Consider the following 24647-nt stretch of genomic DNA (forward strand, 5'->3'; position numbering starts at 1 on the left):
AAATATAGGTGGCAAAAGAAGTGAAAATACTTCTTTTGCCACTTATTATTTTTACATAACAAAGGCTGTTTTCGTCAAGATAGTTGCTCTTCAGCTAACGGCGTAGATTCGTTGAAGAAGGAATTAAAAACTTATATCTTCAAAGGAACATCTTTGGCGCAAAGAGTAAAGACAATCCCATAGACAGTTTCCTAAATAATTTTAAAATTTTTGAACGAAATGAAGCATCGCTCCGTCTAATGGAGGAAGGAGGCGAAAAGGATGGAATTTGAAATCGTGCAGCGTGCTATTCGAGGGGATCATCAAGCGATACTTTCACTTATTGAAATGGATGAAGATATTTTATATCGCATGGCTTTTACATATCTGAAAAATGAGCAAGACGCTTTAGACGTGATGCAGGACCTAGTTTACAAGGCACTAAAAAAAATGCATACCGTTAAACAACACGAATATGCCAGAACATGGCTCGTGCGCGTCTTAATCAATTGTTGTAAAGACCATTTGCGAAAACGTCAACCAACTATTTCAATACAAGAACATCACCAAGTTGAATGGGTCATCTACTCTGATATGGAGCGGTTATTGGAACATTTATCCTTATCGGAGCAGCAACTCGTCTATATGAAATATTTTCAGCAACTAAAAAACAAAGAAATTGCCGAGCTAAATCAAATTCCGGAGGGTACTGTAAAGTCTAAGCTTCATCACATACTAAAGAAGCTTAGAAACTTCGCTGGAGAAAAGGAGGACTGGCTATGAGTAAACTACCGATTGACGTTCCAAAGGAGAAACTTCAACAAGTTAGGATGGATATGTTTCGTAAAGTTCAACGAGAAAAAAGAGCAAAGAAGCGCATTGTTCCGGTTGCAATAGCCTTTTTGTTTTGCTTAAGCTTTTTATTTTCAATTCGTGTTTCTCCTACGATTGCTAGCTATGTTGCAAAAATCCCTGGCTTTCAACCAATTGTATTAGCGGTTGTAAGAGATAAAGGGATAAAAGATATTGTGGACAATGGATACTATGAAGAAATCAATACGACGCAGTCTAAAAATGGTCTATCACTTACATTGCAAGGCGTGATTGCAGATAATTCGGGATTAGTACTTTACTATGACGCCGATGCAACATTTGATATGTCGGAATTACACTTGGAGGAAGTTCAATTGTTCCAAGGAGACGAAGAAATTAAAGGCGGAGGTTCATTTACAAGTCATCAATCACATCAAACGCGCATCTCTTCTTCAGTTGACTATAGTTTTTCAGAGCCTTTCGCTTATACTTCAAAGGATTTTAAAGTGGTTTTTCGTTTTTATGAAAAAGATAAGGGGAACATTGAAATGACGATACCGTTTTCACTACAAAACGAAATCGCAAAGGAAAAAATTATTACTGCGAATCGTATTGTAGACGTCGGTGGTCAGAAATTTACGATTACACAAATTCGCCGTTCTCCACTAAGAACGGCAATCGATATTGAATTAGATGAAGCGAATACGATGCAAATTTTAGCGCTTGATGATATTGCGGTCGAGACGGAAAATGGGGAGCGAAGAGAAGGCATTAAATATGGCTTGTCATTAGGTGGTGATATTCGCGACGGCAAATTCACGCTTAATTTACAAAGTAATTATTTCCATGATTCAGATTCACTCAAAATATTAATTGGAGCTGTTCATGCCGTTCCAAAGGGCGAGGATTATATCGAAGTTGATTTTGGTACAAAAGAAGTACTCACGAAGCCTGAATATTTGGATTGGAACATTTCTGTAGCGCAGCAAAGTGTATCGGTTGCTGCAAAGAAATGGGATGATAGATGGGCACATTCGTTTCTAAATGATGCTGTAAAAGCAGATGGCACGACGTTAAAATATAAAGGTAGCACGTTCTCAGATGATGAGCAGTACCTATTTGAGACGGAGAACTTTGAAAATTATGATGGCAAAGCAAAATTATATATTAGCTATTACTTCAATCCTATTGGAAAAAATATTGAACTGAATATTCCATTGAAATAAAGTAAAGATGTTCAAAAAGGCTCTCCTTTTTGAACATCTTTTTAATTTTTTCATACTTATGGTAATATTCCTGTATTGGGTTCGGGTAAAACCTACCTAATAAAATGCTACTAGGTTATCTTGATTACAGTATGTGCTGAAGCCATCGCGATTGGAAATGCAATCAATTTCTTTTATTAACCTCCCTTGTCTGAGAAACCTTTTGATTGGTATTTTGAAAATACACAAAGTGAGAATGTTTTAAGATGGGATGTAGGGAATTTTATCATTTCCACTATGAAGAAATGCAAAAGTGGAGAAAAAAGGTGTAATGACGGAAAAACATTATTTCTATCTCGTTTATAGATTAGCTGATGATATTGAGGAATTTACTGACCGAAATCCAAATCGTTAATTTATTAGTAAAAGACCACTCAGTGTGAAGTGTACTCAAAAGTTAGACACATATTAATTAAGCAAAATTGTAAGGATTAAGTTCGATATTGTACCGGACTTAATCCTTTTAATTTTGGCTTTATTTGTTTGTGATTATTCTATATATTGTCCAATCTCTTGTATGAAGTGCTCCATTTAAAACTCTTGCCTTGTAAGTAAAGTAATTCTGATTTTAAGATATAGAAGAAATTCTCCATTACTGCGTTATCGAGACAGTTTCCTTTACGAGACATACTTTGTGTAATGCTATGTTCTTTTAATGCATGAGCGTATTGTGAGCATCTATTTAAAAATTAAAATTAGATTGACAATTATTGATTACAAACGTAATATTTGTATATGGATTACATTTGTAATACAGGGAGGTGAGTTATATATTATGAAAGAATTACCTAAGATATCCGAAGCTGAATTGGAAGTTATGAAAGTTCTTTGGTCAAAATCCCCGCAAACAGCAAATGAAGTAATTAAAGTATTAGAATCAACAACGGATTGGAAACCGAAGACAATTCGAACACTTATTAATCGATTAGTCCAAAAAGAAGCCATTTCTTACCATCAAAATACGGGGCGTATATATGCATATTTTCCTTTAGTGTCACAAGATAAATATCTTCAAGTAGAAACAGAATCATTACTTAAACGTTTCTATGGCGCAGCATTTAAACCTCTTTTTGTGAACTTCTTAAAAGAAGAAAAGTTGTCTTCAGAAGATATTAACGAACTTAAGCGTATTCTGGATGAGAAGACTGAGGAAAATCAGAGGAAGGAAAGCTAATAATGATGGATAAGCTTATAAACGTCTATCTACCTCATTTTTTTAATTGGTTGATAGAAACCTCAATTATGGCAAGTATTCTAGTTGTTCTAATCTTATGTGTAAAAATTTTGTTTAGAAATCAGTTAAATCCACGATGGCAATATCTACTTTGGATGATATTAATTGTAAGACTTTTATTGCCATGGTCTTTGAATAGTACCTACAGTATCTATTCTATCTTTTCATACAGTAATGGGACTGCTGTTACAACTGTTTCTTCTTCAAAAGAACATATGAAAGAATTGACAGATATAGACAATTCAAAGTTGGTTATTAAAGAAGATTCCTTTGCAACTGGTTCAACCCAAGTAGCTGAGGAAAATAAGAAACAGAGTCGCAATAATGCAAATCAAAATGATGAGACTTTTTCTTTTTATTCAATCCTTATATACATTTGGCTTACTGGGGTTATCATTTTGGGCTTTACTACTATCATTATAAATAGGCGTTTACTTCACTTCATAAAAAAACAGCCTATGATTACAGATCAGAGGATTGTCACGATCTTTGAGAATTGTAAAAAATCTATGTCTGTTCAACAGGAAATCCCACTTTTTTTTGCTGGAAATATTTCAAGTCCAACTGTGGTCGGATTTATTAGGCCAAAGGTGTTATTGTCAGGTGTACACTCGGAAGTATTAAATGAGCAACAGCTACGATACATTTTTCATCACGAATTAGCCCACATCAAACGAAGAGATGTTGGGGTGAATTGGCTTATGTATGGCTTACTCATTCTAAATTGGTTTAATCCTATTCTTTGGTATGCCTACTCATGTATGAGAGAAGATTAGGAATTAGCCTGTGATTCATTAGCTCTTACATATATAAATTCAGATGAGCAACTTGCATACGGTCATACTATTATTAGCCTTTTAGAACACTACTCAAATTTTTATCAAATACCAAGTTTAGCAAACTTAAGTAGGAATAAAAAAACTTTGAAAAGGAGGATCCTTATGATAAAAAAATTCAAAAACTCTTATCGTTGGTCTGTATTTGGCGTTGCTACTTTAATCGCTGTCTCATCTATATCTTTAGTAAATGCACGTGTAGATAAACCGACTAACCCGATGAATGAAAATACGGAATTAAATGAAGAAAAAGGGAAAACAGAGGTGGTCCAATTAAGTGTCAAAAATAGCGAACCAACAAACGGTCCACTTACAGAAGTAGGTCAGTGGCAAATTATAGGTCTTGGTTATAAATCTACATTAGTTAATATAAAAAATGTAGACAAAACCTATGATATGGGTGCAATTAAATTTACTATTGAATCCATCAATTTCGTACAATTGACAAATTTACCTGAGTTTACTATAAAACAAATCAAAGAGAAACATGGTAAAGATCTCAATGATGAATTAAATTTAATTGAAATATCTTATAAAGTTGAAAATACAACCGATAAAGATATAGTTTTCTACCCTGTTGATACACTTACAATTAATAATAAAACTCAAATTAAATCGAAGGATTATGTGCATCAAACATCTGATTCGCAAACCTTTATAAATAAAGTAGTCGATAAGAGGATTTATCTTATTCCCACTTTAGAAGTTCCATTTAGTGAAATTAATACGATAAATATTATTACGAGTGATGTATTGAACAAGGAAAACTCTACAATTTTAAACCCGAGTAAAAACATAAGAATTAATTTATAATATAAAGAATATATATTGAAACAGCTAGCTAAATTGAACTGTCCTCCAATTGACAATACAATGTTTGTGAAGAATTGTACTTTAAGAATGGGATGCAATAAAAAATACTTCTGATTAAAATCCTTTCTGAGCTTTCCACTTAGTTGAGCATAAATATGTATAGAAACAGTCTTATAATGGTCCTTTTTTTAACTAAAGGGTAGGTTAGTTCAATAAGAATTAGAAATAAAAAAACTACAGTATATTGAAAAAACCACCATATAGTGTAAAATTACACTATATGGTGGTTTTTCCTTATCAATTTAATATGGGGGGTATATATAAATTGAAGAGGTTTATTATAAGTATTTTGTCTTTATTTCCAGTTCCTTTCTTATTTCATTTTTACGAATATAATAGTCATCTTGCTAGGCAACACGCTGATTTTTTGTTTCCGGTATTTCTAGTGTTCATAATTGTTGTAGGTATATCATCGAGAAACATTAAATTTCCTTTGTTCTTTGGCTTGAATTTTATTATGACCGTTATTTCTTTGATATTTGGCTATTTTTTTATAGTTGATGATGGAGGTTGGTTTAAACCTTTTGGCAGAGATGCCGCCATTATATTTGTTTCAATTATTTATATTTTAGGGCAATTAATTATAAGAGTATTTAGCAAGCAAGGACATACTAACAGCCAAAGTAATAAGTAAATATGAAACGAAAAGAAGTAATTCTTCGTTATGATGGATTGCTTTTTCATAGGCTGCTAACAAAGTAGCATTTCTGTAATATATAAACTGTTTAATTTTGCTAAATCAATAATGTTTGTGAAAGAATGTACTTAAACTAATGGAGGGCTTTACTTGAAGGTCATTGAGTTGCATAGGCAGCTCTTTTTTCTTATTGAGCTAACGGAGAAGGGAATGCAGGGAATTAACTGTATAAGGTGGAATCAGTGGATTAATAGTAAAGAGGTGAAATAATGAGGAAATATGCTTTTCTTGAGGAAAAGATTGATGAAATATGTAAAGTAATGATTTATGGATCGCCCGATGAAACATACGTGTTTTTATATAATACATTACAAGATACTGGTTGTTTTGCTGATATGTGTTTTGAAGTTTTAGAAGAAGCAGAAGAATACTGTGAAAAATTAGGTATTAATAATGAGGATTGGCTATTTATTGATGAACCGTTAGATAGATGCCAAGACGATATAATTAATTGTAAATGATACAGATTTGTGATGTTGTACACTTAATCTAACGGGAGCTTTACTTAAATAAGGGGAAATGAAATTATGAAAAATCATTGTTGTGAGGATATGATTTTTCATGCAAGTTTCAAGTGTGAAATACATGAGAATCCGTTTGAATGTCCTGATAAAATAATCATTTTTTATGAACAAAATAATGACTACGGTTTGATAATACATGATGGTGGTGAGTCGATTATTAGCATTGATTTTTGTCCTTGGTGTGGTTTGAAACTTTGAATTTTAAATACTTCCTTCTTCAACTATCGGGGGCTTTACTTCAAGGTGGGATTCCTCAGAGACCCCATCATTTTCTTATTCAACTAACGGAGCAGGATTTGAATAAGTTAATATAATTAAATCGGGTTTTACTGGTTGTTACGAGGAATATTTTGAAAAAATTTCGTGGGAAAAATAGATACTTCCAAAATTTATGGAGAGAAGTAGAGACTTGTGATATACAATTCGATATGAATTCGTACTTTGATTTTTGTGGAATTGGTAAAAATAGTAAGAAGAGAACATATTAAAGCCCATATAGCTTTGTATAATAAATTATTAAAACAGCTTGAAACATTTGAAAAGCCTTATCAATCTTGGATATGTATTCACGAAGAAGACCCTATCTCAGATGCAGTATTATACTAAATATCAAACCAAAAAACAGAGTTGATTCTACACATTTTGTAGAGTAACTCTGTTTTTAGGTATTAACAGCAACAATCTTTTAGAAAACAGCCTTATCAAAAAGAATTAAGGTGAAGGAACTAAATCGTCGGAAACGTCTTTTTGAGAAACTAGGCTATTTATTGATTATTCCATAATATACTAAATCCTCGTATTTACCGTCTTTGATAATATGGTCCTTTAAAATTCCTTCTTGTTTCATGCCAATCTTCTCCATAACTTTTCCTGAAGCAGGGTTTGTTGAAAAATATCGGGCAAACACTTTGTGCAGTTTCTTTTCTTCAAAAGCAAATTGTACAATCGATTGTGCTGCCTCCGTGGCATAGCCTTTTCCCCAATACTCCTCGCCAATCCAATAGGCTATTTCACCTTGATTAAAATGTTTATTATTCGATAATGCAATGGCTCCAAATAATTCACCAGTTTCCTTATCTGTAACAGCAAACTCGTACGAAATATCCTCCATAAAATGATCGTAATGATGTTCCATCCATGATAATGCGTCATTTAAACTATATGGATAAGGTAGATACATAGTGCTTTTATAAATATTATAGTTATTGCAAAGCTTTGTAACCGTTTCTGCATCAGATGTTTGAAATAATCTAAGAACGAGTCTTTCTGTAGTAATCATTAACTTTTCACGAACATATCCCATTCTATCATCTCCATTTATCAATATTCTCACCATAGCGTAGGGTGATTTCTGTACCGACTAGGCGCTTTGTCGCTTTGTTGCTGACGCTACGCTTTCGCGCAGATAAAACATTTGTTGCTGACGCTACGCTTTCGCACAGAGCAAAGCTTCTTGGGGGCGACCGATGAGCCACTGCGCTCCAATCAACTCATTTACATGGTATAAAAATTTAAAATTTCATGCCAAATTTTAGGAATGAGATGAATCTATTATATAGTAAACGGAAAATTCTAACAATGAAATGCGGGGATCTAAATATTTCTCCCAAACAAAAAGACAGAATCACTTGGAGGTGATTCTGTCTCGGTTCATTTAGTTGAGTTTTTTAATAAAAACAACTTTTAAGTAATTGAATTCTGGAAATTCACGTGGGGCACGGAAATCCTTTGGTAAGCTGTATTCTTCAACAATTTTATAGGCTGTTTTAGTTTCTTTAAATGCTTGGTCAATAAAGCTCTTGAACTTTTTCATCCCAAAGCTAGCATTGTTCGTTGAAGCAACAATAACACCGTTTTTCTCCGTAATGGCGATTGTATCTACGAGTAATTTAGGATAGTCCTTCGCAGTTGAGAATGTTCTTTCTTTCGTACGTGCAAAGCTAGGTGGATCTAAAACGACAAGGTCAAATTTTAAATTATGGCGCTGAGCATATTTAAAATAGTTAAAGACATCCATGACTTTAATATCCTGTGATTCGTAGTCGATGCTATTAACACTAAATTGCTCAATTGTTTTGGCTAAACTACGCTTCGCAACATCTACACTAGTTGTTTTTATTGCTCCACCAAGTGCCGCTGCAACAGAAAATGCCCCCGTATAGGAGAACGTATTTAGCATATTTTTACCATCTGCATAACGTTCACGAATGGCAAGTCTTACTTCTCGTTGATCGAGGAAAATACCTGTCATGGCTCCATCATTTAAATTGACGGCGTATTTCATACTATTTTCCGTTACGATAATCGGAAATTCGCCAGGTGTTCCCATGACGAAATCGTCCTGTTCCATATACTGTCCTTTCGTATCGAAACGTTTTTTCTCATAAATGGCTTTGTAATCTACGGTCTCTGCTAGTGCTTCATATACCATTTCTTTAAATGAATAAATGCCTGCGCTATACCAGCTCACCATATAGTAAGCGTCGAAAAAGTCAATAGTTAAACCGCCAATGCCATCACCCTCGCCATTAAAGATTCGGAATGCTGTTGTGTGAGGATTGTTGAAAAATGATTCTCGATTTTGTATAGCTTTTTTAAATTTTTTCATAAAAAAGGATTGGTCTATTATTTCGTTAGCATCGTTTGTTAATACCCAACCAATACCTTTGTTTTGTAAGCCATAGTATCCTGTGCCAATAAAACGGTTATGAATATCCGTTAGTCTTAGAAGTGCACCTTCTTCGTTAGGAAGGTGGCGTGCATCAACTGCATCTTTTGAAATGAGCGGATAGCCTTTTTTTAATTGATTAGAAAAGGGATTGTTAATTTGTAAAGCAATAGTTTGTGTCATGTTGTCATCCTTTAAAAAAACATTTTGCTCTATTATCGCACTATTTTATGCTGATAGACAAACTTATTTCACGAAATTAGCAATTTTTTCAGCTGTTTCAATAGTAGCTTGTTCGAAAAAATTCATTTTACTAAAGTAACTATGGATTAAACCAGTCATATTTACATGTTCAACAGTCACTCCGGCATCTGTAAGCTTTTGTGCGTATGCAAGACCTTCATCATAGAGGACGTCTGCCTCTGCAGCAATGATAATCGTTTTTGGTAAAACACTTAAATCCTCAATCTGAAGTGGGGAAACAAGAGGATCCATATAGTTTAGTTGATCTGTGTAATGACCCGCAAACCACTGCATCCCTTGTTTGTCTAAGCCATAGTGTTCCCCGTAAACATTGTAAGAAATCGTTGTAAAATCAACATTGACTACAGGATAAATAAGTGCCTGTGCTTTAATCGCAGGTCCATTTAATGTCGCAGATAAGTAGGCGACCACTGTTGCTAAGTTTCCACCTGCGCTATCACCAGCGACTGTAAGATTTGCTGTATCTCCACCGAAATTTTCGATGTTTTCGTAAACCCACATGAAACTGTCATAAGCATCATAGAGCGGGGTAGGGAATGGATATTCTGGTGCTAGGCGATAGTCAACCGACACAACGATTGCTTCGGCTTTTTCTGCTAATAGCAGACACCCTGCATCCGTAGAATCTAAATTTCCGAATACCCAACCGCCTCCATGATAATAAACAATGACAGGAAGGTTTTTATTTAAAACAGGTCTATAAATACGCACATTAATTTGTGCTCCATCTCGAACTGTTATTTTTCTATTCTCAATTGCCGCAAGCTGAGGGCTATTTGGTGACGTCCATTTTGGCACTATTCGAACGGCTCTCGCTTCTTGTGGTGTTAAATCATAATATTGTAAAGAAGAATCACTTGCTTTTATATAACGGATCGCTTCATCTCTTAATTTAGTCATCTTCATCAATCCTTTTTAATTGCTTTTGTAAATCTATTATAAACTATTCATATAAAATTACTAGGATTTAATATCGAAAAAGAAAATATTTTGATTTCTAAGCTGAAATTATCTGATTGTAAAGTAAAATTATGTTTATAATATAATGAACGAAAGTATTTGGAGGGACAATATGATTTCTTTAATTGTGGCACATGATAATAATTATGTGATTGGCTATGAAAATGGCATGCCATGGCATTTGCCTGGGGATTTAAAATATTTTAAGGAGAAAACGATGGGGAAGCCAATGATTATGGGGCGTAAAACATTCGAATCCATCGGTAGACCGCTTCCTGGTCGACGCAATATTGTAATTACGCGTGATGAAAACTATCAGGCGGATGGGATTGAAGTGGTGACAAGCTTAGAGGGGGCCCTCGCCCTTGCTGGGGATGTTCCAGAAATAATGATTATTGGCGGCGAGCAAATTTTCCGCTTATCCATGGATATCGCAGATCGCTTGTATATTACAAAAATCAATCATTCGTTTAATGGGGATACATACTTCCCGAAATATGAGCAGGATTTTGTACAAGTATCCTTAGTGGAGCCAGAAACAGCACCAGAGGGTTACACATTCCAATATCAGATTTTTGAACGTAAGAACTAAATCATAAAGTAAACGAAGAGGCTGGGACAAAAGTGTTTCAGCCAGCAAAAATACCGAACTATCCAATGAAACGCTCATGAAATGTTTCGATATAGTTCGGTTTTTCTATTTATCGTGTTTTGTTAATTTAGAGATTATTCGGCTTTATAAAGGAACCAATTAGTTATGTCCCAGCCTCTTTTCATGTGAAATGGAAGGTGATTGGAAATATTTATAGAATAAATAATTATAAGATTCGATTCGTCACTATAATGTAGGGTTGATTTCCGTTCCGACTGAGCGGGATAAATTCAATAAGTCTATCGTCGTTATCATTTTCTGGCAAGTTTTTTTAGCCAGGCGAATGAAGGAGCTATCGAAGCGACGGAAAGAAACGTCGAAGCGACGGATAGATCCATCGAAACGACGGAAGAACAATCGAGCGACGGAAAGAAAAGTCGAAGAGACGGATAAATCCATCGAAACGACGGAAAGAAAAGTCGAAGAGACGGATAGACCCATCGAAACAACGGATCGATCTTTGGGGCAAGCAGATAAGTCGCTTCGCTTGCGCTAAAGGGCTACGTTTCTGATTAAAATTTTCAAAGAATTTATACAATTAACCTTATAATTAAGGCTGCTAATTCCAATATTAAATTCAAACAAAAGGGGGAACATCTGTGAGAAAAATAACCTTATCAAATAGAGAAACGGTAGAAGTCGAATGTTTGAGCTGTGCAATAACTAGTGGGTTCAATCAATTATGCCTCGGCATAATTGTGTCCGGAATCGGCTTTGTGCTTGCACAAAGAACTCCTTTCCGATTCCGTGACATCCGCCGGAGGCTTCAACTTCCTTCAACGGGTGTCCAAACACCTGTTGAAGGAAGTTGAACCAGATGGAGGAGTAGTCATTGAAACGGACTATTTTCATGCCCATCAAGATGTTGCTTATCCGATAAAGGGATTAATCATCCTAGCTTCTAAGCGCCATATTAAATGCTTTGATGAACTCAACGATGAGGAAAAAATGGATTATATAAACCTCTTATCGAAAATCAGAAAGGCTCAAAGGGAAGTATTGGGTATAGAGTACGTTTATTATTTTTACAATGAAGATACGACACATCATTTCCATACGTGGATGGTGCCGCGCTATGAATGGATGCACGAATTTGGACGTTCCGTAGAATCAATTAGACCAGTTCTACTTCATGCGAGAAATAAAATGAATAATGAAGAAAATAAACTAGAAGTGATGCGTGCAGCAAAGGCATTAACAATGAAACTAACAGGCGGTTCCCAATAAAAATATAAAAAATCGCTCCTTTATAGGGGGCGATTTTTTAGTTAATATTTATAAGTAAAAATAAACACAAGCATACATCGATCCACAACCAGCTAACACAAATAGATGCCAAATTGTATGATTATAGGGAAGTGAACGCCATGCGTAAAAGATAGCTCCAATCGTATAGAAAAGCCCACCTGCTAACAGTAAGGCAAAGCCATGGAAGCCTAAGAAAAGATAGACAGGTTTAACAGCAAAAATAATCAGCCAGCCCATACCGATGTAAAAAATTAATGAAAGTTTCTCAAATCGATTAATAAAAAAACATTTAAAAATAACGCCTAGTATGGCAAGAGACCAAATAATACATAATAAAGTAATACCTAGTGTGCCACCAATTGCAATTAAAAGAAAAGGTGTATACGTTCCTGCAATTAAAATATAAATAGAAGAATGGTCAAGAATGGCGAAAAAGTGCTTGTATTTTTCCGGCATGCTATGTAACAGCGTCGACATTAAAAATAAAATAATCACAGAGGCACCAAAAACGGTAAACGTTGTAATTTGGAGCGCACTTCCGGTTTGTACAGCTGCTAAAATAAGAATAACTAGTGCTGGAATACTTGCGATAAATCCAATGCCATGTGTAATGGCATTCCACAACTCTTCCTTCCATGTTTTGTAGTCAAAAGAATCTACCATATCGAACACTCCTTTCGTGCATACATTTACTATACCCCGATAATTCTCATACTGGTATTTACATTTGTCATGTTTTCAACATCAAAAGTGTCATATAAATGTTGAAATGATTGAGGGACTTTGTTAGACAAGGAATCGACAAAGCGCTATAGTATCCAAGGTAGCGGATACAAATGGACTGAAACGAGTGAAACCTAATGACAAATGTCATGTTTACATAATGATTCATTAGTCTATATAATAAATTTTAATGAAGTAAAAGGATGTGTCGAAGTGGGACGAATTCATATAGTAACGGACTCAACTTGTGATTTAACAAAGGAAGAAGTAGCACAGCACGGTATACATATTGTGCCTCTAACGATTCAAATTGATGATAAAACTTATATAGATGGTATTGATTTAGAGCCACAACCTTTTTTAGGTTTAATGAAAAATGCTAAAAATTTACCAAAAAGTTCACAGCCTGCACCGGGAAAATTTAAAGAATTATACGATGAGCTAGGTAAAGATGGAGATCAAATTATTTCCATTCATATGACAGGCAGTATGAGCGGAACAGTAGAATCAGCTCGTCAGGCAGCGCAAATGTCAGATTCCGATGTAACTGTGATCGATTCACGTTTTATTGCCATCGGTTTAGCTATTCAAATACGTGAGGCTATTAAAATGCGCGATGCAGGCGCTACTGTCGAGGAAATTATTAAGCGTCTAGAGAAAGTGCGCGAAAATACGTATTTATATGTTATTGTAGACACACTTGAAAATTTAATTAAAGGCGGACGAATTGGGAAAGGTACAGGCTTTATCGGTTCATTGCTGAACATAAAAGTCATTGCAAACTTAGAAGGTGGCGCATACAACCCTGTATCCAAAGTACGTAGCCATAAACAGGTAGTGAACTACTTATTTAAACAATTCCAAGCTGACACTGCTGGAAAAACAGTTAAGTCAGTAGGGATTTCTCACGCCGAGGGTCTAACAACGATGGGTGGACCTTTAAAAGAATTAATCGAGGGAACAGGTTTTAATGAAGTAGAAATTGCCTTTACTTCACCAATCATCTCAACACATACTGGACCAGGTGCAATCGGTTTTATTTATTTTGCAGAATAATATATGAGAGCTACTACATAAATAATTGTAGTGGCTTTTTATTGTTGAAAAGTGAATACTTATTTATACAATCAGAAAAATGCTGTAAACTCACACTTTTTAAAGAATACCTAGGTATAGTCACTTTTCATTGCAGTACGAACTATTCTATAATAGAAGTAAGCAAATGATGGAAGGTGGTCAAATGAGTATTTGGCGAATAATAGTTTTGTCATGTTTGACCGTCTTAGTACTATGTGGTTGTGCAATATCAATAGATGAACCGAATCCGCAAGCAGAACCGGAAGGGGAGCACGCAGGGACGGAGCAAGATATGAAACAGGATGAGCAACAAACAGAAAATGAGGAAAAAACCTCAAAGAATGTATTGACGCAAATTTTTGAACATTTTTTTGAGCCATCACCAGAGGATTTACGGAAAATTGATGATAAAAACGCAAAGCAACTACAATACCTAGCACTCGGAGATTCTTTAACAGCCGGTGTTGGTGATGAGTATAGTAAAGACGGTTTTGTTGGAAGATTAGCAGATTCATTGGGAGCTTGGCCCTCGATTTCGGATGTTGAAGTCGATAATCGAGGAAAAAGAGGAAGACGTAGTGATCAGCTATTAAAATTAGTGGAAAAAGGGCATTATGATGAAGAGTTGCAAAAAGCACAGCTCATTTCGATTACAATGGGTGGAAATGATGTCATGAAGGTTGTCAGACACGATTTGTTTAATTTGAAACGCGATGCTTTTGATAAAGAATTGCAGGCATATAAGAAACGCTATAGTAAAATTATTGAAGGTATACGAGCAAAAAATCCAACAGTGCCTTTATTACTTATCGGTTTTTACAACCCATTTTCAATCGTGACAAATGAAGCGAATGAATTTGATACAATTATTACCGAGTGGAATAAAGTCATTGAAGACATAGCAAAGAAAGATACTAATGCGTGCTATGTATCAGTGGAGGACTTGTTTGATTCAAATAAAGAGCTCGTTTATCATACGGATTTCTTCCACCCAAATGCAAAAGGCTATGACAAAATGACAGATCGAATTTTAAAAGCAATGGAGAAATGTAACATGGAACAAAAGATTAACAAGGAAATAGGCTTCGAGGAGTGACAAAATGAATAAATGGAAATTTGCATTTTTTGCCTTAGCAGGCACAGTGCTTTTTGCAATCCTCCTCGTCGTTTTTTTAGCAACTAGACCAGTAGATGGAGTAAATTTTGCGGAGAGTCCAACAGGTGAAAGTGAAGTAAAAGGAAATGTACTCGTTGTCCAAACGACAACGAAGGAATTAGAATCTATTTCGAAAAAGTATTTAAAGGATGCGGGGTCACCATTACCGTTGGATTTTACGATTGGTGATGATATTCAATTAAGAAGTACATTAAAGGTGTTTTATACAGAAATCCCTATTTCTATGAACTTCGATCCGATAGTGGATGAGAAAGGGAATATTATTTTAAAACAGACAGGGATGAATGTTGGGCTGTTAAATATTCCACCTGAGACAACGATGAAAATTATGCGAGACACGGTGGAATTCCCTTCTTGGATTACAATTGATCCAAATAAGGCAGAAATCTATATTGACTTATCGCGCATTAACATTGCTTCAGGATCTCGTATCAAAGCAAAAGAATTAGACTTACCAAAGGATAAGATTTTACTGGAAGTAATTGTTCCTGGTGCATAAGGAGTGAGATAAATGGCAAAGCAATATGCAACATTTGCAGGAGGTTGTTTTTGGTGTATGGTCAAGCCTTTTGACGAAACACCTGGCATTGAATCAGTAATTTCCGGCTATACGGGTGGACATGTTGTCAATCCAACATATGAACAAGTATGCTCTGAAACTACAGGGCATGTTGAAGCGGTTCAAATTACGTTTGATGATGAGTTATATTCTTACGAGCAATTACTCGCGACATTTTGGACATTAATTGATCCAACAGATGCTGGAGGACAATTTTATGATCGTGGAGAGTCCTACACAACCGCGATTTTTTACCACAATGATGAGCAACGTGATTTGGCTGAGTGTTCTAAAGCAGATTTACAGGCATCTGGTAAATTCGATAAACCGATCGCAGTGAAAATTTTACCAGCAAGTTCGTTTTACTCAGCTGAAACCTATCATCAATATTATTATAAGAAAAATCCAATGCACTACGAGCGCTATGCCGTCGGGTCTGGTCGCAAAGCGTTTCAGGAGACACACTGGGGGTTTGAAAAATGAATAAAGAACAACGTTTAAAAGAGTTAACGGACATGCAATATTATGTAACACAAGAAAGTGGAACAGAGCCACCTTTCCGCAATGAATATGATAAGCACTTTGAAGAGGGTATTTATGTAGATATCGTTTCAGGGAAGCCGTTATTTAGCTCATTAGATAAATTCGATTCAGGCTGTGGCTGGCCAGCATTTGCAAAGCCAATTGAAAAGGAAGAAGTAGCAGAGCATTTCGATACATCTCACGGGATGCGTCGCGTAGAGGTTCGAAGCAAAGAAGCTGATTCCCATTTAGGACATGTCTTCCCAGATGGACCAAGTGAACTTGGAGGCTTACGCTATTGTATTAACTCCGCAGCACTCCGCTTTGTACCAAAAGAGGATTTAGAAAAAGAAGGCTATGCAGAATACCTTTCATTATTTAAATAACAACAACTCCTAGCAGGATAGATCGTGCTAGGAGTTTTTTATGGTTTAAGGTATTTTTTTGTATAAGTAGCGATGGATAGACCTTTTGAAACGACGGAAAGAGTCATCAAAACGACGGATGACCAATCAAGCGACGGATAGATCAGTCGAAACGACGGAAAGAAACGTCGAAGCGACGGAAAAAGTCATCGAAACGACGGATGACCAATCAAGCGACGGATAAGGCCATCAAAGCGACGGAAAGAAACGTCGAAGCGACGGAATGAGCCATCGAAACGACGGAAAGCCCCATCAAATCGCTAGATAGAACATCATAATTGTCTATCGATAATTGCCAAACATATCTTCATCGTATAAGTCCCAGCACCACTCCCAAACATTTCCTATCATGTCGTGCAAGCCCCATTCATTAGGCACTTTTTCTCCAACTTTGTGTACATGTTCGTTGGAATTATCTTTATACCAAGCAATTTCATCAATTTCGCCATACCGATATCCTTTTGATTTTGCTTTACATGCATATTGCCATTCAGCATCTGTCGGTAATCGAAAACCATTAGAACTATGATTGCAGACAACTGATTTACAATTCTGATCACAATCATAAAACTTGTTATAGCCTAGAGCGTCAGACAATGAATTACAAAAGTTCACTGCATCTATCCATGAAACATTAACAATTGGTTTTCGATCATTTATTGTTGTTAAAAATTTCTTCTCCATAATAGTTGCATAAAGTTCTTCTGTCACAGTATATTTGGCAAGATAAAATGGCTGTATCTCAACATTCCAATTAACTTCCTTTAAATTCTTTCTTTTACCCGGCATTCCAAATTTACCATTTTTGCTCGTTTCGAAAATCTCGTAGGCGAATTTCTCCGTCAGGAATATACACCATTAATTCTTTTAAGAAATGGGTTAAATTAGTTAACATTGTCTTCTCCAAATCTTAACCTATTGTTTTTATACACTACGATCTCCATTAATGAATTATTTTAAAATGCTCATTCTATAAACTCCGGCGCTAGATCATGTATCTGCTTCATTTATAATGAACTACTTTTAAACGAGTTTATTATTTTTTAAAAACTACATATAGTAGATTCTGAGACACTTTAAACTTTAAATTCACTGACAAGATTTCGCAGACTATCTGCTTGTTGAGCAAGCTCTGTGGCAGCGGCATTAATTTCCTGCATGGATGCAGATCCTTGAGTTGCTGCAGCAGCGGAAGTGACAGTGTTGGTTGCTGATTGTTCAGCATAGGCATTCACATGGACAAAATCATTCGCTACAGCATTGCTATAATCAAGTGTTAATGCAATCTTCTCCACCATAGTCGCGATAATTGTCGTCGTTTCTTTCGTATGCGTTAAAATATTGGTTAAAGATTGGTTTGTTTCATTCGTTACTTCAACACCACGAATAACAGACGATACACCCTCGTGGTTTTGAGAGATGATGGATGTTACTTCGTCTTGAATGGACGTTACAATGGATGTTACTTCTTTTGCGGCATTTTGCGATTGCACTGCTAGCTTTCGAACTTCATCAGCGACAACGGCAAAGCCTCGTCCGTGCTCACCAGCGCGTGCTGCCTCAATCGCAGCATTTAAGGCAAGTAAATTTGTTTGTTCTGAAATAGCAGTAATCGTGCCGATAATAGATGTTATGTCGGCGGATTTTTGACCGAGTGCTTCGACTATGGTAGTCGTGGAGGCCATCGTTTCTTCAATAGATTGTATGACTAATGAAGATTGTTGAACGGAGCGACTGCCTTCATCAGCCGCTTGCTGCATAGCCAATGATGCACGCTGAACAGCATTTGCTTGCTCATTTAACTGGTGTACTGAATGCTCAAGATCACTCATTTTTTGTTGTGCGCTAGTCATACTAGAAATCGTATTCTCGCTATCACTCGCGATATCTGCTGTAGCATCTGCAATATTCTGTATTGTACGAGCATTTTCATCGGCTAATGACATTAGCTCCTGGCTACTGTCTGAAACGTGGTCCGCCAGATTACTGACACGTTTAATCAAATTAGATATAGAATCAATAAGCGTATTGGTTGAAGCGGCAATAGTTGAGAATTCATCATGATTACGAACTTGAACACGTCGGGTCAAATCGCCACCAGCCTGTGCTATATCGAGAATGGAATGGTTAATAGCCTGTGTATTGTTTCTTAATGATTTAAATAACATATAACCAAAAATAATAATTGCAATAAATCCAAGTAGTGAAATGAAGAAGAAAGAAGTAATTGATAGTGTAACTTGCTTGTTAAGTTTATCTAATTTTGCTTTATTAGCATCATCCATAACCGAATTAATGGACTCAATATTTTTATCAATATACACCTTCATTGTTTCTCCAGTACCGCTCATCACGAGTTTGCGAGCTTGTTCGAGACCAAGTTCATCACGCATTGTCATGACCTTTTTAGAGTATTCAAGGTAATTTTTATAATATTGATCGATCGCCTGTATATAACCTAATTCTAGTTCTCTTTTTGTAAACTGCTCTTCTAAGTCTTTTATTTTTTTATCGATGGAATCAATTTTCATATTATATGAAGTAGCAAAGCTCCCATTCCCGGTAATTAAATAGGCTTGTTCTAAATTTGTGAGCCTCGCAATTTCGTACGCAAGTTGGTTGACAGTTAATTGTTCCTGGACGTTTTTATCAGTAAAATCTTTCATTTGTCTTTGCAGATTCTGTATATTGATATACGATAATAAACCCATTGTGCCATTAATAACAATAATGAGAGAAAATATAATAAGCACTTTGCCTCGAATTAAATGGTAAAAACGTTGTCGTTTTTCTTTAGTAGGAGGGAGATTATGCCTATCGTTCTCTAAATCATTTGCTTTCTTTTTAGAAAAGCTAATTTTAAAGAGAGACAGGCGTTTCTGTACGGAGTTCCTGGGTTTATGAGAGTTTTTCATCGCCATCACCTTCCTATTTTTGAATAGTTGATTTAAATTTTACCTTATTTTTCTAGGTATTTCTATCGTTTTTTCTAATAATTTTCACTTTTCAGACAAAAGTGAAAATTATTTTTCTGCGACGAAAGTCTAAGGAACTTGCGAAAATGGTTCTATTAATAAAAGTAGGAGAAAATGATTAAAAGATATTTTTGTGACGAAGAAGATATTTTTTGATAAACTAGCGGAAAGCAGAAGAGTAAAGAGGGGATTTCAAGAATGAAAAAGAGCTTTTATTTGTATGTACTAACATTCAGAGGAGGGGATTGGTCAGACTCAAAGGTGCGATTTGCGGAGGAAATGTTCCATGAACATAATTTTCCGAAGCAGAGCACAGACTTTGATGAGCTTTCTTCGTATGTTGAATCATATGCCACAGACAACTTAAAAATAGAAGTATTTGATGAGTTGTGGGCATTATATTTAGATTAAGCATGATATAAGTTGAAACAATATTTTTTATTTCAAGTTGCTAGACGTCTAGCATTGCGAAAATATGAGAAACACAGTATTATTTATAGTGAAGACTGACAGAAAAGAGGGATTGCAGTATGAGTATTCATATTAATGCAAAAAAAGGCGAAATCGCTGACACAATTTTACTTCCAGGAGATCCATTACGTGCAAAGTATATTGCTGAAACGTTTTTAGAAGATGTTACTTGCTATAACGAAGTTCGTAATATGTTTGGTTATACAGGTACGTACAAAGGTAAACGTATTTCTGTACAAGGTACTGGTATGGGTGTGCCTTCAATCTCGATTTACGCTACAGAATTAATGCAAGAATATGATGTTCAAAAATTAATCCGCGTAGGTACATGTGGTGCAATTCAAAAAGATGTAAAAGTTCGTGACGTAATTTTAGCGCAAGCAGCAACATCTGATACACGTATGAACCAAATTATTTGGGGCGGCGCTATCGACTTCGCACCGATCTCAGACTTTGATTTACTATTAAAAGCATACAATGCAGGTAAAGAAGCTGGTTTAAACTTACAAGTAGGCAATATCTTTACAGCAGATATGTTCTATTCTGATGAGAATCAAAACGAAAAATTAGCTCAATACGGCGTACTTGCTGTAGAAATGGAATCAGCAGCACTTTACACATTAGCAGCAAAACACGGCCGTAAAGCACTTTCTATCCTAACAGTAAGTGACCACATTCTAACTGGCGAAGTAACATCATCTGAAGAACGCCAAACTACATTCAACGATATGATCGTTGTTGCTTTAGAGGCGGCAATTCAAGAGTAGTTGATTTATCAACGTTTATGGCGAGTCTAAAACATTGAGAATAAGAGCAACCGACCAAAAACCGACCATTTTATAAAATGGAGGCAAAGCAGTCGGTTGCTTTTTCTTTATCTTTCATGGTTAAGTACTATAGGTATTAATTGTTTCTTGAATGTTTACATGTCCGAGTTGTTCTTTACTAACCATAAAAGATGCGTGGGTATGCCTAAGACTATGGAATGTTAGTTTCGGTTTATTGTGTCTTTCTACAATTTCACGCCATTTTCCAGACATACTATCAGGATGTGAGGGAAAGCAGTTTGTTTTCGTAAATAGTAGATTTATTTGATTGCCCTCATTATCCTTCGTAGGTGTCCAAGCTTCACCTAATGCAAGCTGTAACTTCTTATGATCCTTTGCGTATTGTTTTATTTCTCTCATTAACTCAACTGGTACATGGACAGTACGTGACCTTTTGGTTTTTGTAGGGCCTAAGAAAAAATTTTTTTCTTCTTTATCATATTGAAGGGTTGAGTCAATGAGTATGGTATTGTTTTTAAAATTTAAGCATTCAACTCAATCTCCTTATACCTTTTAGATTGAGAAGGTCTTTTCACACTAATCATTGGATTCGTTTCGTTTCGATTACCTGCCACTTAACTGCCGTGGTAAAAATACTTTTTAACGCCATGTATTTTCCTACTTTTGTTTAGTAAAAAACTGTACGATGTGAAATGTCTTATTATTTTTTATCTGCATTGAACCAAGGCTTAAATGTTATTTTATCTGGACTATCAGTGGGCTCATTTGATACTTATCTTTTCGTTTCAAAGATCCCTTTTTAAAAATCAGAAAAAAACTAGTATACACATCCATACATAGAATTAATCGCTACATATTCTAGCAATATAGAGAGCGCTCTCTAATACTAAAAAAATGAAAAGAGGGAATTTTTTGAGTGATCAATTAGATAATCAAGTTAGTCAAGTCGACCCTTGTCCAGTAACATCAACTGAACAAATCCCATTAACTAGTGAAATTACTCCAGTAGTCGCTACACCGGTTACAACTCCAACTATTAAAGTTCCAGTTGTACTTGCAGAACCAACACTTCAAATCGCTGTGGAGGCAGATATTACACTCAATCCTGCAGCAACTGAAATCAAAAGAGTGAAAAAAAATGTATTCCTAAATCAAGTTAAACTAGTGCCGGTTGCTTTTGCACGTATTGCCGGCACTGACTTTTTTAGAGTAACAAGAGCAAAATTATTTGTAGCGGGACATATTCGCAAAAATATAGAATATGCTTCAGCAGAATGTAACGGGGCACTCCAAGATAGAATTGCCGATGTTCAGTTTTCTGGTTTTACAGACCTTACTTTCCCACAAACAGTTGGAGGTCCTACTCCGATCTTAGGAATTTCCGAGTTTGCCGAAGCGAACTTCCTTAATGAAACTACGCAAATGGATGCTCGATTGGATAAAGCTTTCTTCCAAAATCTAGTTAAATACAATGAGCAACCATTTGGCGAGTTAGTAGCTGCAAACTTCTTTGAACTTGATTTTTCACCAGTTATGGCAGCACCAGAAGGTACTTTCAGCACATTGCGTGAAAAAATCGTACTTGAACTTACTGTAAAAGTACTGCAAGTTCAACAAGTTCGCCTTGGAGCTGGTAGTACTGTAATAACTCCAGTTCTTACAGGGCTTACTCCTCCTACTAGTCCTTGATCTAGTTTTTAGAGGAGCGGAACAAATAAAAAGAGCTGTTCAAAGAAAAAAATGTAATTGAAAAAACTGCTCTGGACTATTTAAGGCACTGATAAAAATCCAATATTTGAGTGGCAGTTGAAAGTATGATTGAATCTGATTTTCAACTGCCTTTTTGCAATTTAATAACCAAGATGTATTAGACGGTGTGTAATATTGGGAAGGCTAGAGGGTTGCAAAAGGGTATTTTTCAACAGTTCCCGAAAAATATATTGAACAAATTAAATCTACAGAACGCACAATAAAAAGATTTATTCATCAATTATTAGAACAATCGATTTAAAAGCCTTACATAAGGTATATTGTGCGGAGATAATAAGAAAAAGGCTATTAAGTAGAAAAGTAAATGGCAAAGGCAGAAAGTGAGTTGGTAGAGGAAAGGTAAATGTGCAAAAAGGACTGGCAGCTAGGAAATTCAATCCTAAACGCAAGTCCTAATCTTCTTAAACGAAAGTCTCCGTTAGTTAAGTAGTGCTTAATTCAGAGAATTTTGTACTTTTTCAGGAATCATCACTACCTCAGTTTTTAAATCTACAGGTTTAAAGGTTTCATCAATACATTCATCCCAGTATTCAATGTGTTTTTTATCAATCCAATGTTCTGATTCATCGACATCAATTCCACCTGTCCCTTGAACAACATACCAATACAAATATTCTTCTCCATTTAACACTTCTCGAAAAATCGTTTCAACGTACATTTTCTCGCCTTCAAGGGTAACTAGAACATCTTCCATATTTTCATTCAAGAAAGCTAACCACTCATTAACTTTTTCTGTTTTACCTTGTTTTACTCGAAATCGTGTGCACTCAATATTCATTGTACTTTGTTTCTTTCTATTTTTATCCATATTAATCATACCGTTATTTAATGTTATTTTCATATTCTTAGAGAGAACGCTATCGATATCTTCTCGCTAAAAATTTTTAGTTGGATCTGGATTATGGAGTTTAATTATCGCGTCGCGTATTTCTTCTTATAATAGATGCAGGATTTGGAAGAAACCTTTTTACAAACTTGATACGCGATGATACTATATATTAGGCGATTATTTCAAGAGGAGATAATTCTTTCCTAGGCTACTGGATATTCTCTTTAGATATTTCGTTAATTAAAGAACGACAGAAGGTATAGTAATATAGTGACAAATCTAATGTATGTATTTTGTTTAATAGTGTGGGGGCTTAATTTTATTGCAGTAAAAATTCAAGGAACCCCAGTAAGCTTAGAATTATCCTTGACTTATCGGCTAGTTATGACTGCATTTTTATTTATTGCTCTAGTATTATTTCTTAAGCCAAAAGGGATACCTTCCAGAAAAGATATACCCTTTATTATTGTGTTTGGTGTCTGTAATTTTGCTTTAAGTTATTTATGCCTATATTACGCAACAATATTAAGCTCAGCAGCAATTGTAACATTAATCTTTTCGTTAAAAGTGATATTGACGCCGCTAGCTCTTCGTATTTTCTTAAAAGAGCAACTACATCCTCGTGTTTGGTCTGGAGGAGTGCTAGGAGTGTTTGGTGTTTGTGTTCTCATTTATCCTTCTTTAAGTAGTTTGTCTAGCACAGGTGTTTTAAAAGGCATTTTGATTGCTCTTTTAGGTACAGTTCTTACAGCTATTGGAGATGTAAGCTCTGCAAGAAACGCCAGAGTAAAGATTGACCCTATTTATTCGAATGCTATTGGTTTTACTGTAGGAAGTATTTTAATGTCAATCATTGTCTTGTTACAAGGGCAAAAGATCATCATTCCTACATCAATTACATATATCTCTGCTTTATTGTACTTAACATTGATAGCATCTTTCCTAGCGTGGCTATTTTATTTAAAGCTTGTTGAAAGAATAGGTGCTGCCAAAAGTGGGTACATGGTTGCTTTATTTCCGGTTATTGGAGGTATAGCCTCTGTTCTAATTGGTGAATCAACTCTTTCAATATATTTGATAATAGGATGTCTATCTAGCTGTATAGGTGCAGCTATAGCTTTAGGATTTAGAATTCCCAAAAAAATTAAACAAACGTGAATCCAGACATTGAGGACAACGTAAATGATGTAAGGAAATATGATTACAGTAGACCGCTCAGAAATGAGGGCACTGAAAAAGTCTATACCTTCTCACATCGCGAGGTATTTAACGAGTAAATCGTTGAATACCTCGCTTTTTTCATTTGGCACTGTGACTC

25 protein-coding genes and 3 pseudogenes are annotated in these 24647 nt (G+C 35.5%); 19 read left to right on the forward strand and 9 right to left on the reverse strand.

Going from position 1 to position 24647, the window contains the following annotated elements; all coding sequences use genetic code 11:
• Positions 1-261: 261 nt before the first annotated feature.
• Positions 262-762, forward strand: coding sequence for a sigma-70 family RNA polymerase sigma factor (locus tag ACQKOF_RS14065; protein WP_427558046.1), 501 nt, complete (start codon positions 262-264; stop codon positions 760-762).
• Entirely contained in the window at positions 759-2018 is a 1260-nt protein-coding gene (locus tag ACQKOF_RS14070) for a DUF4179 domain-containing protein (RefSeq protein WP_427558049.1), read from the forward strand. Before ACQKOF_RS14065 ends, ACQKOF_RS14070 begins: the two co-directional genes overlap by 4 nt.
• A 470-nt stretch (positions 2019-2488) precedes the next feature.
• On the opposite strand, the pseudogene ACQKOF_RS14075 reads toward ACQKOF_RS14070, so the two are convergent.
• Positions 2489-2725: pseudogene (locus ACQKOF_RS14075) on the reverse strand (IS3 family transposase); the annotation flags it as partial.
• A gap of 104 nt (positions 2726-2829) precedes the next feature.
• Here ACQKOF_RS14075 and ACQKOF_RS14080 point away from each other — a divergent pair.
• From ACQKOF_RS14080 to ACQKOF_RS14100, 5 genes and pseudogenes are all read left to right on the forward strand, one after another.
• A complete protein-coding gene (locus ACQKOF_RS14080; RefSeq protein ID WP_427558109.1) occupies positions 2830-3231 on the forward strand; it encodes a BlaI/MecI/CopY family transcriptional regulator in 402 nt (133 codons plus the stop codon).
• 2 nt (positions 3232-3233) lie between these two features.
• Positions 3234-4394 (forward strand): annotated as a pseudogene (locus ACQKOF_RS14085) (M56 family metallopeptidase); the annotation flags it as partial.
• A gap of 871 nt (positions 4395-5265) precedes the next feature.
• Positions 5266-5634, forward strand: a complete 369-nt coding sequence (locus tag ACQKOF_RS14090) for a hypothetical protein (protein ID WP_427558052.1) — start codon at positions 5266-5268, stop codon at positions 5632-5634.
• 272 nt (positions 5635-5906) lie between these two features.
• Entirely contained in the window at positions 5907-6158 is a 252-nt protein-coding gene (locus tag ACQKOF_RS14095; protein ID WP_427558054.1) for a hypothetical protein, read from the forward strand.
• 66 nt (positions 6159-6224) lie between these two features.
• Positions 6225-6419, forward strand: coding sequence for a DUF6980 family protein (locus ACQKOF_RS14100; RefSeq protein ID WP_427558057.1), 195 nt, complete (start codon positions 6225-6227; stop codon positions 6417-6419).
• A gap of 562 nt (positions 6420-6981) precedes the next feature.
• On the opposite strand, the gene ACQKOF_RS14105 is transcribed toward ACQKOF_RS14100, so the two are convergent.
• From ACQKOF_RS14105 to ACQKOF_RS14115, 3 genes are all read right to left on the reverse strand, one after another.
• On the reverse strand, positions 6982-7524 hold the full coding sequence (locus tag ACQKOF_RS14105; RefSeq protein WP_427558059.1) for a GNAT family N-acetyltransferase: 543 nt from the start codon (positions 7522-7524) through the stop codon (positions 6982-6984).
• A gap of 351 nt (positions 7525-7875) precedes the next feature.
• Entirely contained in the window at positions 7876-9072 is a 1197-nt protein-coding gene (locus ACQKOF_RS14110) for a class I SAM-dependent rRNA methyltransferase (protein ID WP_427558062.1), read from the reverse strand.
• A gap of 63 nt (positions 9073-9135) precedes the next feature.
• Positions 9136-10053 carry an alpha/beta hydrolase gene (locus ACQKOF_RS14115; protein WP_427558065.1) on the reverse strand — a complete coding sequence of 306 codons (918 nt, stop codon included), beginning with the start codon at positions 10051-10053 and terminating at the stop codon, positions 9136-9138.
• Between the two features lie 172 nt (positions 10054-10225).
• Here ACQKOF_RS14115 and ACQKOF_RS14120 point away from each other — a divergent pair, with 172 nt between their 5' ends.
• From ACQKOF_RS14120 to ACQKOF_RS14130, 3 genes are all read left to right on the forward strand, one after another.
• Positions 10226-10705: a dihydrofolate reductase gene (locus tag ACQKOF_RS14120; RefSeq protein WP_427558068.1), complete on the forward strand. Its 480-nt coding sequence runs from the start codon at positions 10226-10228 to the stop codon at positions 10703-10705.
• Between the two features lie 659 nt (positions 10706-11364).
• Complete coding sequence (locus tag ACQKOF_RS14125) at positions 11365-11577, forward strand: hypothetical protein (RefSeq protein WP_427558071.1); 213 nt, start codon at positions 11365-11367, stop codon at positions 11575-11577.
• Complete coding sequence (locus tag ACQKOF_RS14130) at positions 11564-11992, forward strand: HIT family protein (protein ID WP_427558074.1); 429 nt, start codon at positions 11564-11566, stop codon at positions 11990-11992. The genes ACQKOF_RS14125 and ACQKOF_RS14130 overlap by 14 nt, the downstream gene beginning before the upstream one ends.
• 48 nt (positions 11993-12040) lie before the next feature.
• Here ACQKOF_RS14130 and trhA read toward each other — a convergent pair whose 3' ends face one another.
• On the reverse strand, positions 12041-12676 hold the full coding sequence (trhA, locus tag ACQKOF_RS14135; protein WP_370043250.1) for a PAQR family membrane homeostasis protein TrhA: 636 nt from the start codon (positions 12674-12676) through the stop codon (positions 12041-12043).
• A 273-nt stretch (positions 12677-12949) separates the two neighbouring features.
• Here trhA and ACQKOF_RS14140 point away from each other — a divergent pair, with 273 nt between their 5' ends.
• The 5 genes from ACQKOF_RS14140 to msrB all read left to right on the forward strand — a co-directional run bounded on the left by ACQKOF_RS14140 (position 12950) and on the right by msrB (position 16457).
• Positions 12950-13792 (forward strand): DegV family protein, encoded by an 843-nt coding sequence (locus ACQKOF_RS14140; RefSeq protein WP_427558077.1) that lies wholly within the window; start codon positions 12950-12952, stop codon positions 13790-13792.
• Positions 13793-13976: 184 nt separating this feature from the next.
• Entirely contained in the window at positions 13977-14909 is a 933-nt protein-coding gene (locus ACQKOF_RS14145) for a GDSL-type esterase/lipase family protein (RefSeq protein ID WP_427558079.1), read from the forward strand.
• 4 nt (positions 14910-14913) lie between these two features.
• Positions 14914-15489 carry a YpmS family protein gene (locus ACQKOF_RS14150; RefSeq protein WP_427558082.1) on the forward strand — a complete coding sequence of 192 codons (576 nt, stop codon included), beginning with the start codon at positions 14914-14916 and terminating at the stop codon, positions 15487-15489.
• Between the two features lie 12 nt (positions 15490-15501).
• Positions 15502-16032, forward strand: a complete 531-nt coding sequence (gene msrA, locus ACQKOF_RS14155) for a peptide-methionine (S)-S-oxide reductase MsrA (protein ID WP_427558085.1) — start codon at positions 15502-15504, stop codon at positions 16030-16032.
• A complete protein-coding gene (gene msrB, locus ACQKOF_RS14160; RefSeq protein ID WP_370043255.1) occupies positions 16029-16457 on the forward strand; it encodes a peptide-methionine (R)-S-oxide reductase MsrB in 429 nt (142 codons plus the stop codon). Before msrA ends, msrB begins: the two co-directional genes overlap by 4 nt.
• 321 nt (positions 16458-16778) lie before the next feature.
• Here the strand turns inward: msrB and ACQKOF_RS14165 are convergent, their stop codons facing one another.
• Together ACQKOF_RS14165 and ACQKOF_RS14170 are read right to left on the reverse strand one after the other, a co-directional pair.
• Positions 16779-17285, reverse strand: coding sequence for a formylglycine-generating enzyme family protein (locus ACQKOF_RS14165; protein WP_427558088.1), 507 nt, complete (start codon positions 17283-17285; stop codon positions 16779-16781).
• A 287-nt stretch (positions 17286-17572) separates the two neighbouring features.
• Positions 17573-19411: a methyl-accepting chemotaxis protein gene (locus ACQKOF_RS14170; protein ID WP_427558091.1), complete on the reverse strand. Its 1839-nt coding sequence runs from the start codon at positions 19409-19411 to the stop codon at positions 17573-17575.
• A 258-nt stretch (positions 19412-19669) separates the two neighbouring features.
• Here ACQKOF_RS14170 and ACQKOF_RS14175 point away from each other — a divergent pair, with 258 nt between their 5' ends.
• Positions 19670-19882, forward strand: coding sequence for a YozE family protein (locus tag ACQKOF_RS14175; protein ID WP_427558093.1), 213 nt, complete (start codon positions 19670-19672; stop codon positions 19880-19882).
• Between the two features lie 119 nt (positions 19883-20001).
• Positions 20002-20709, forward strand: a complete 708-nt coding sequence (gene deoD, locus ACQKOF_RS14180) for a purine-nucleoside phosphorylase (protein ID WP_427558096.1) — start codon at positions 20002-20004, stop codon at positions 20707-20709.
• A gap of 120 nt (positions 20710-20829) precedes the next feature.
• Here deoD and ACQKOF_RS14185 read toward each other — a convergent pair.
• A pseudogene (locus tag ACQKOF_RS14185) lies at positions 20830-21249 on the reverse strand (tyrosine-type recombinase/integrase); the annotation flags it as partial.
• A 375-nt stretch (positions 21250-21624) separates the two neighbouring features.
• Between ACQKOF_RS14185 and ACQKOF_RS14190 the strand changes: the two are divergent.
• The gene (locus ACQKOF_RS14190; RefSeq protein WP_427558098.1) at positions 21625-22419 is read left to right on the forward strand and encodes a CsxC family protein; all 795 of its coding nucleotides are present in this window, start codon (positions 21625-21627) and stop codon (positions 22417-22419) included.
• A gap of 514 nt (positions 22420-22933) precedes the next feature.
• On the opposite strand, the gene ACQKOF_RS14195 is transcribed toward ACQKOF_RS14190, so the two are convergent.
• Entirely contained in the window at positions 22934-23278 is a 345-nt protein-coding gene (locus ACQKOF_RS14195) for a DUF6176 family protein (RefSeq protein ID WP_427558112.1), read from the reverse strand.
• 321 nt (positions 23279-23599) lie between these two features.
• On the opposite strand from ACQKOF_RS14195, the gene ACQKOF_RS14200 reads away from it, so the two are divergent.
• Positions 23600-24487, forward strand: a complete 888-nt coding sequence (locus ACQKOF_RS14200) for a DMT family transporter (protein ID WP_427558101.1) — start codon at positions 23600-23602, stop codon at positions 24485-24487.
• The last annotated feature ends 160 nt before the right edge of the window (positions 24488-24647 follow it).

This window comes from Lysinibacillus sp. NPDC093190, from assembly GCF_050280425.1.
Lineage (GTDB): Bacteria > Bacillota > Bacilli > Bacillales_A > Planococcaceae > Lysinibacillus.

Coding starts and splice junctions, on each gene's coding strand:
- ACQKOF_RS14165 (WP_427558088.1), bottom strand. CDS start 17,285: ATGCCGGGTAAAAGAAAGAATTTAAAGGAAGTTAATTGGAATGTTGAG.
- ACQKOF_RS14120 (WP_427558068.1), top strand. CDS start 10,226: ATGATTTCTTTAATTGTGGCACATGATAATAATTATGTGATTGGCTAT.
- ACQKOF_RS14100 (WP_427558057.1), top strand. CDS start 6,225: ATGAAAAATCATTGTTGTGAGGATATGATTTTTCATGCAAGTTTCAAG.
- ACQKOF_RS14070 (WP_427558049.1), top strand. CDS start 759: ATGAGTAAACTACCGATTGACGTTCCAAAGGAGAAACTTCAACAAGTT.
- ACQKOF_RS14150 (WP_427558082.1), top strand. CDS start 14,914: ATGAATAAATGGAAATTTGCATTTTTTGCCTTAGCAGGCACAGTGCTT.
- ACQKOF_RS14170 (WP_427558091.1), bottom strand. CDS start 19,411: ATGAAAAACTCTCATAAACCCAGGAACTCCGTACAGAAACGCCTGTCT.
- ACQKOF_RS14195 (WP_427558112.1), bottom strand. CDS start 23,278: ATGAATATTGAGTGCACACGATTTCGAGTAAAACAAGGTAAAACAGAA.
- ACQKOF_RS14110 (WP_427558062.1), bottom strand. CDS start 9,072: ATGACACAAACTATTGCTTTACAAATTAACAATCCCTTTTCTAATCAA.
- ACQKOF_RS14105 (WP_427558059.1), bottom strand. CDS start 7,524: ATGGGATATGTTCGTGAAAAGTTAATGATTACTACAGAAAGACTCGTT.
- ACQKOF_RS14095 (WP_427558054.1), top strand. CDS start 5,907: ATGAGGAAATATGCTTTTCTTGAGGAAAAGATTGATGAAATATGTAAA.
- deoD (WP_427558096.1), top strand. CDS start 20,002: ATGAGTATTCATATTAATGCAAAAAAAGGCGAAATCGCTGACACAATT.
- msrB (WP_370043255.1), top strand. CDS start 16,029: ATGAATAAAGAACAACGTTTAAAAGAGTTAACGGACATGCAATATTAT.
- ACQKOF_RS14190 (WP_427558098.1), top strand. CDS start 21,625: ATGAAAAGAGGGAATTTTTTGAGTGATCAATTAGATAATCAAGTTAGT.
- msrA (WP_427558085.1), top strand. CDS start 15,502: ATGGCAAAGCAATATGCAACATTTGCAGGAGGTTGTTTTTGGTGTATG.
- ACQKOF_RS14115 (WP_427558065.1), bottom strand. CDS start 10,053: ATGACTAAATTAAGAGATGAAGCGATCCGTTATATAAAAGCAAGTGAT.
- trhA (WP_370043250.1), bottom strand. CDS start 12,676: ATGGTAGATTCTTTTGACTACAAAACATGGAAGGAAGAGTTGTGGAAT.
- ACQKOF_RS14065 (WP_427558046.1), top strand. CDS start 262: ATGGAATTTGAAATCGTGCAGCGTGCTATTCGAGGGGATCATCAAGCG.
- ACQKOF_RS14145 (WP_427558079.1), top strand. CDS start 13,977: ATGAGTATTTGGCGAATAATAGTTTTGTCATGTTTGACCGTCTTAGTA.
- ACQKOF_RS14175 (WP_427558093.1), top strand. CDS start 19,670: ATGAAAAAGAGCTTTTATTTGTATGTACTAACATTCAGAGGAGGGGAT.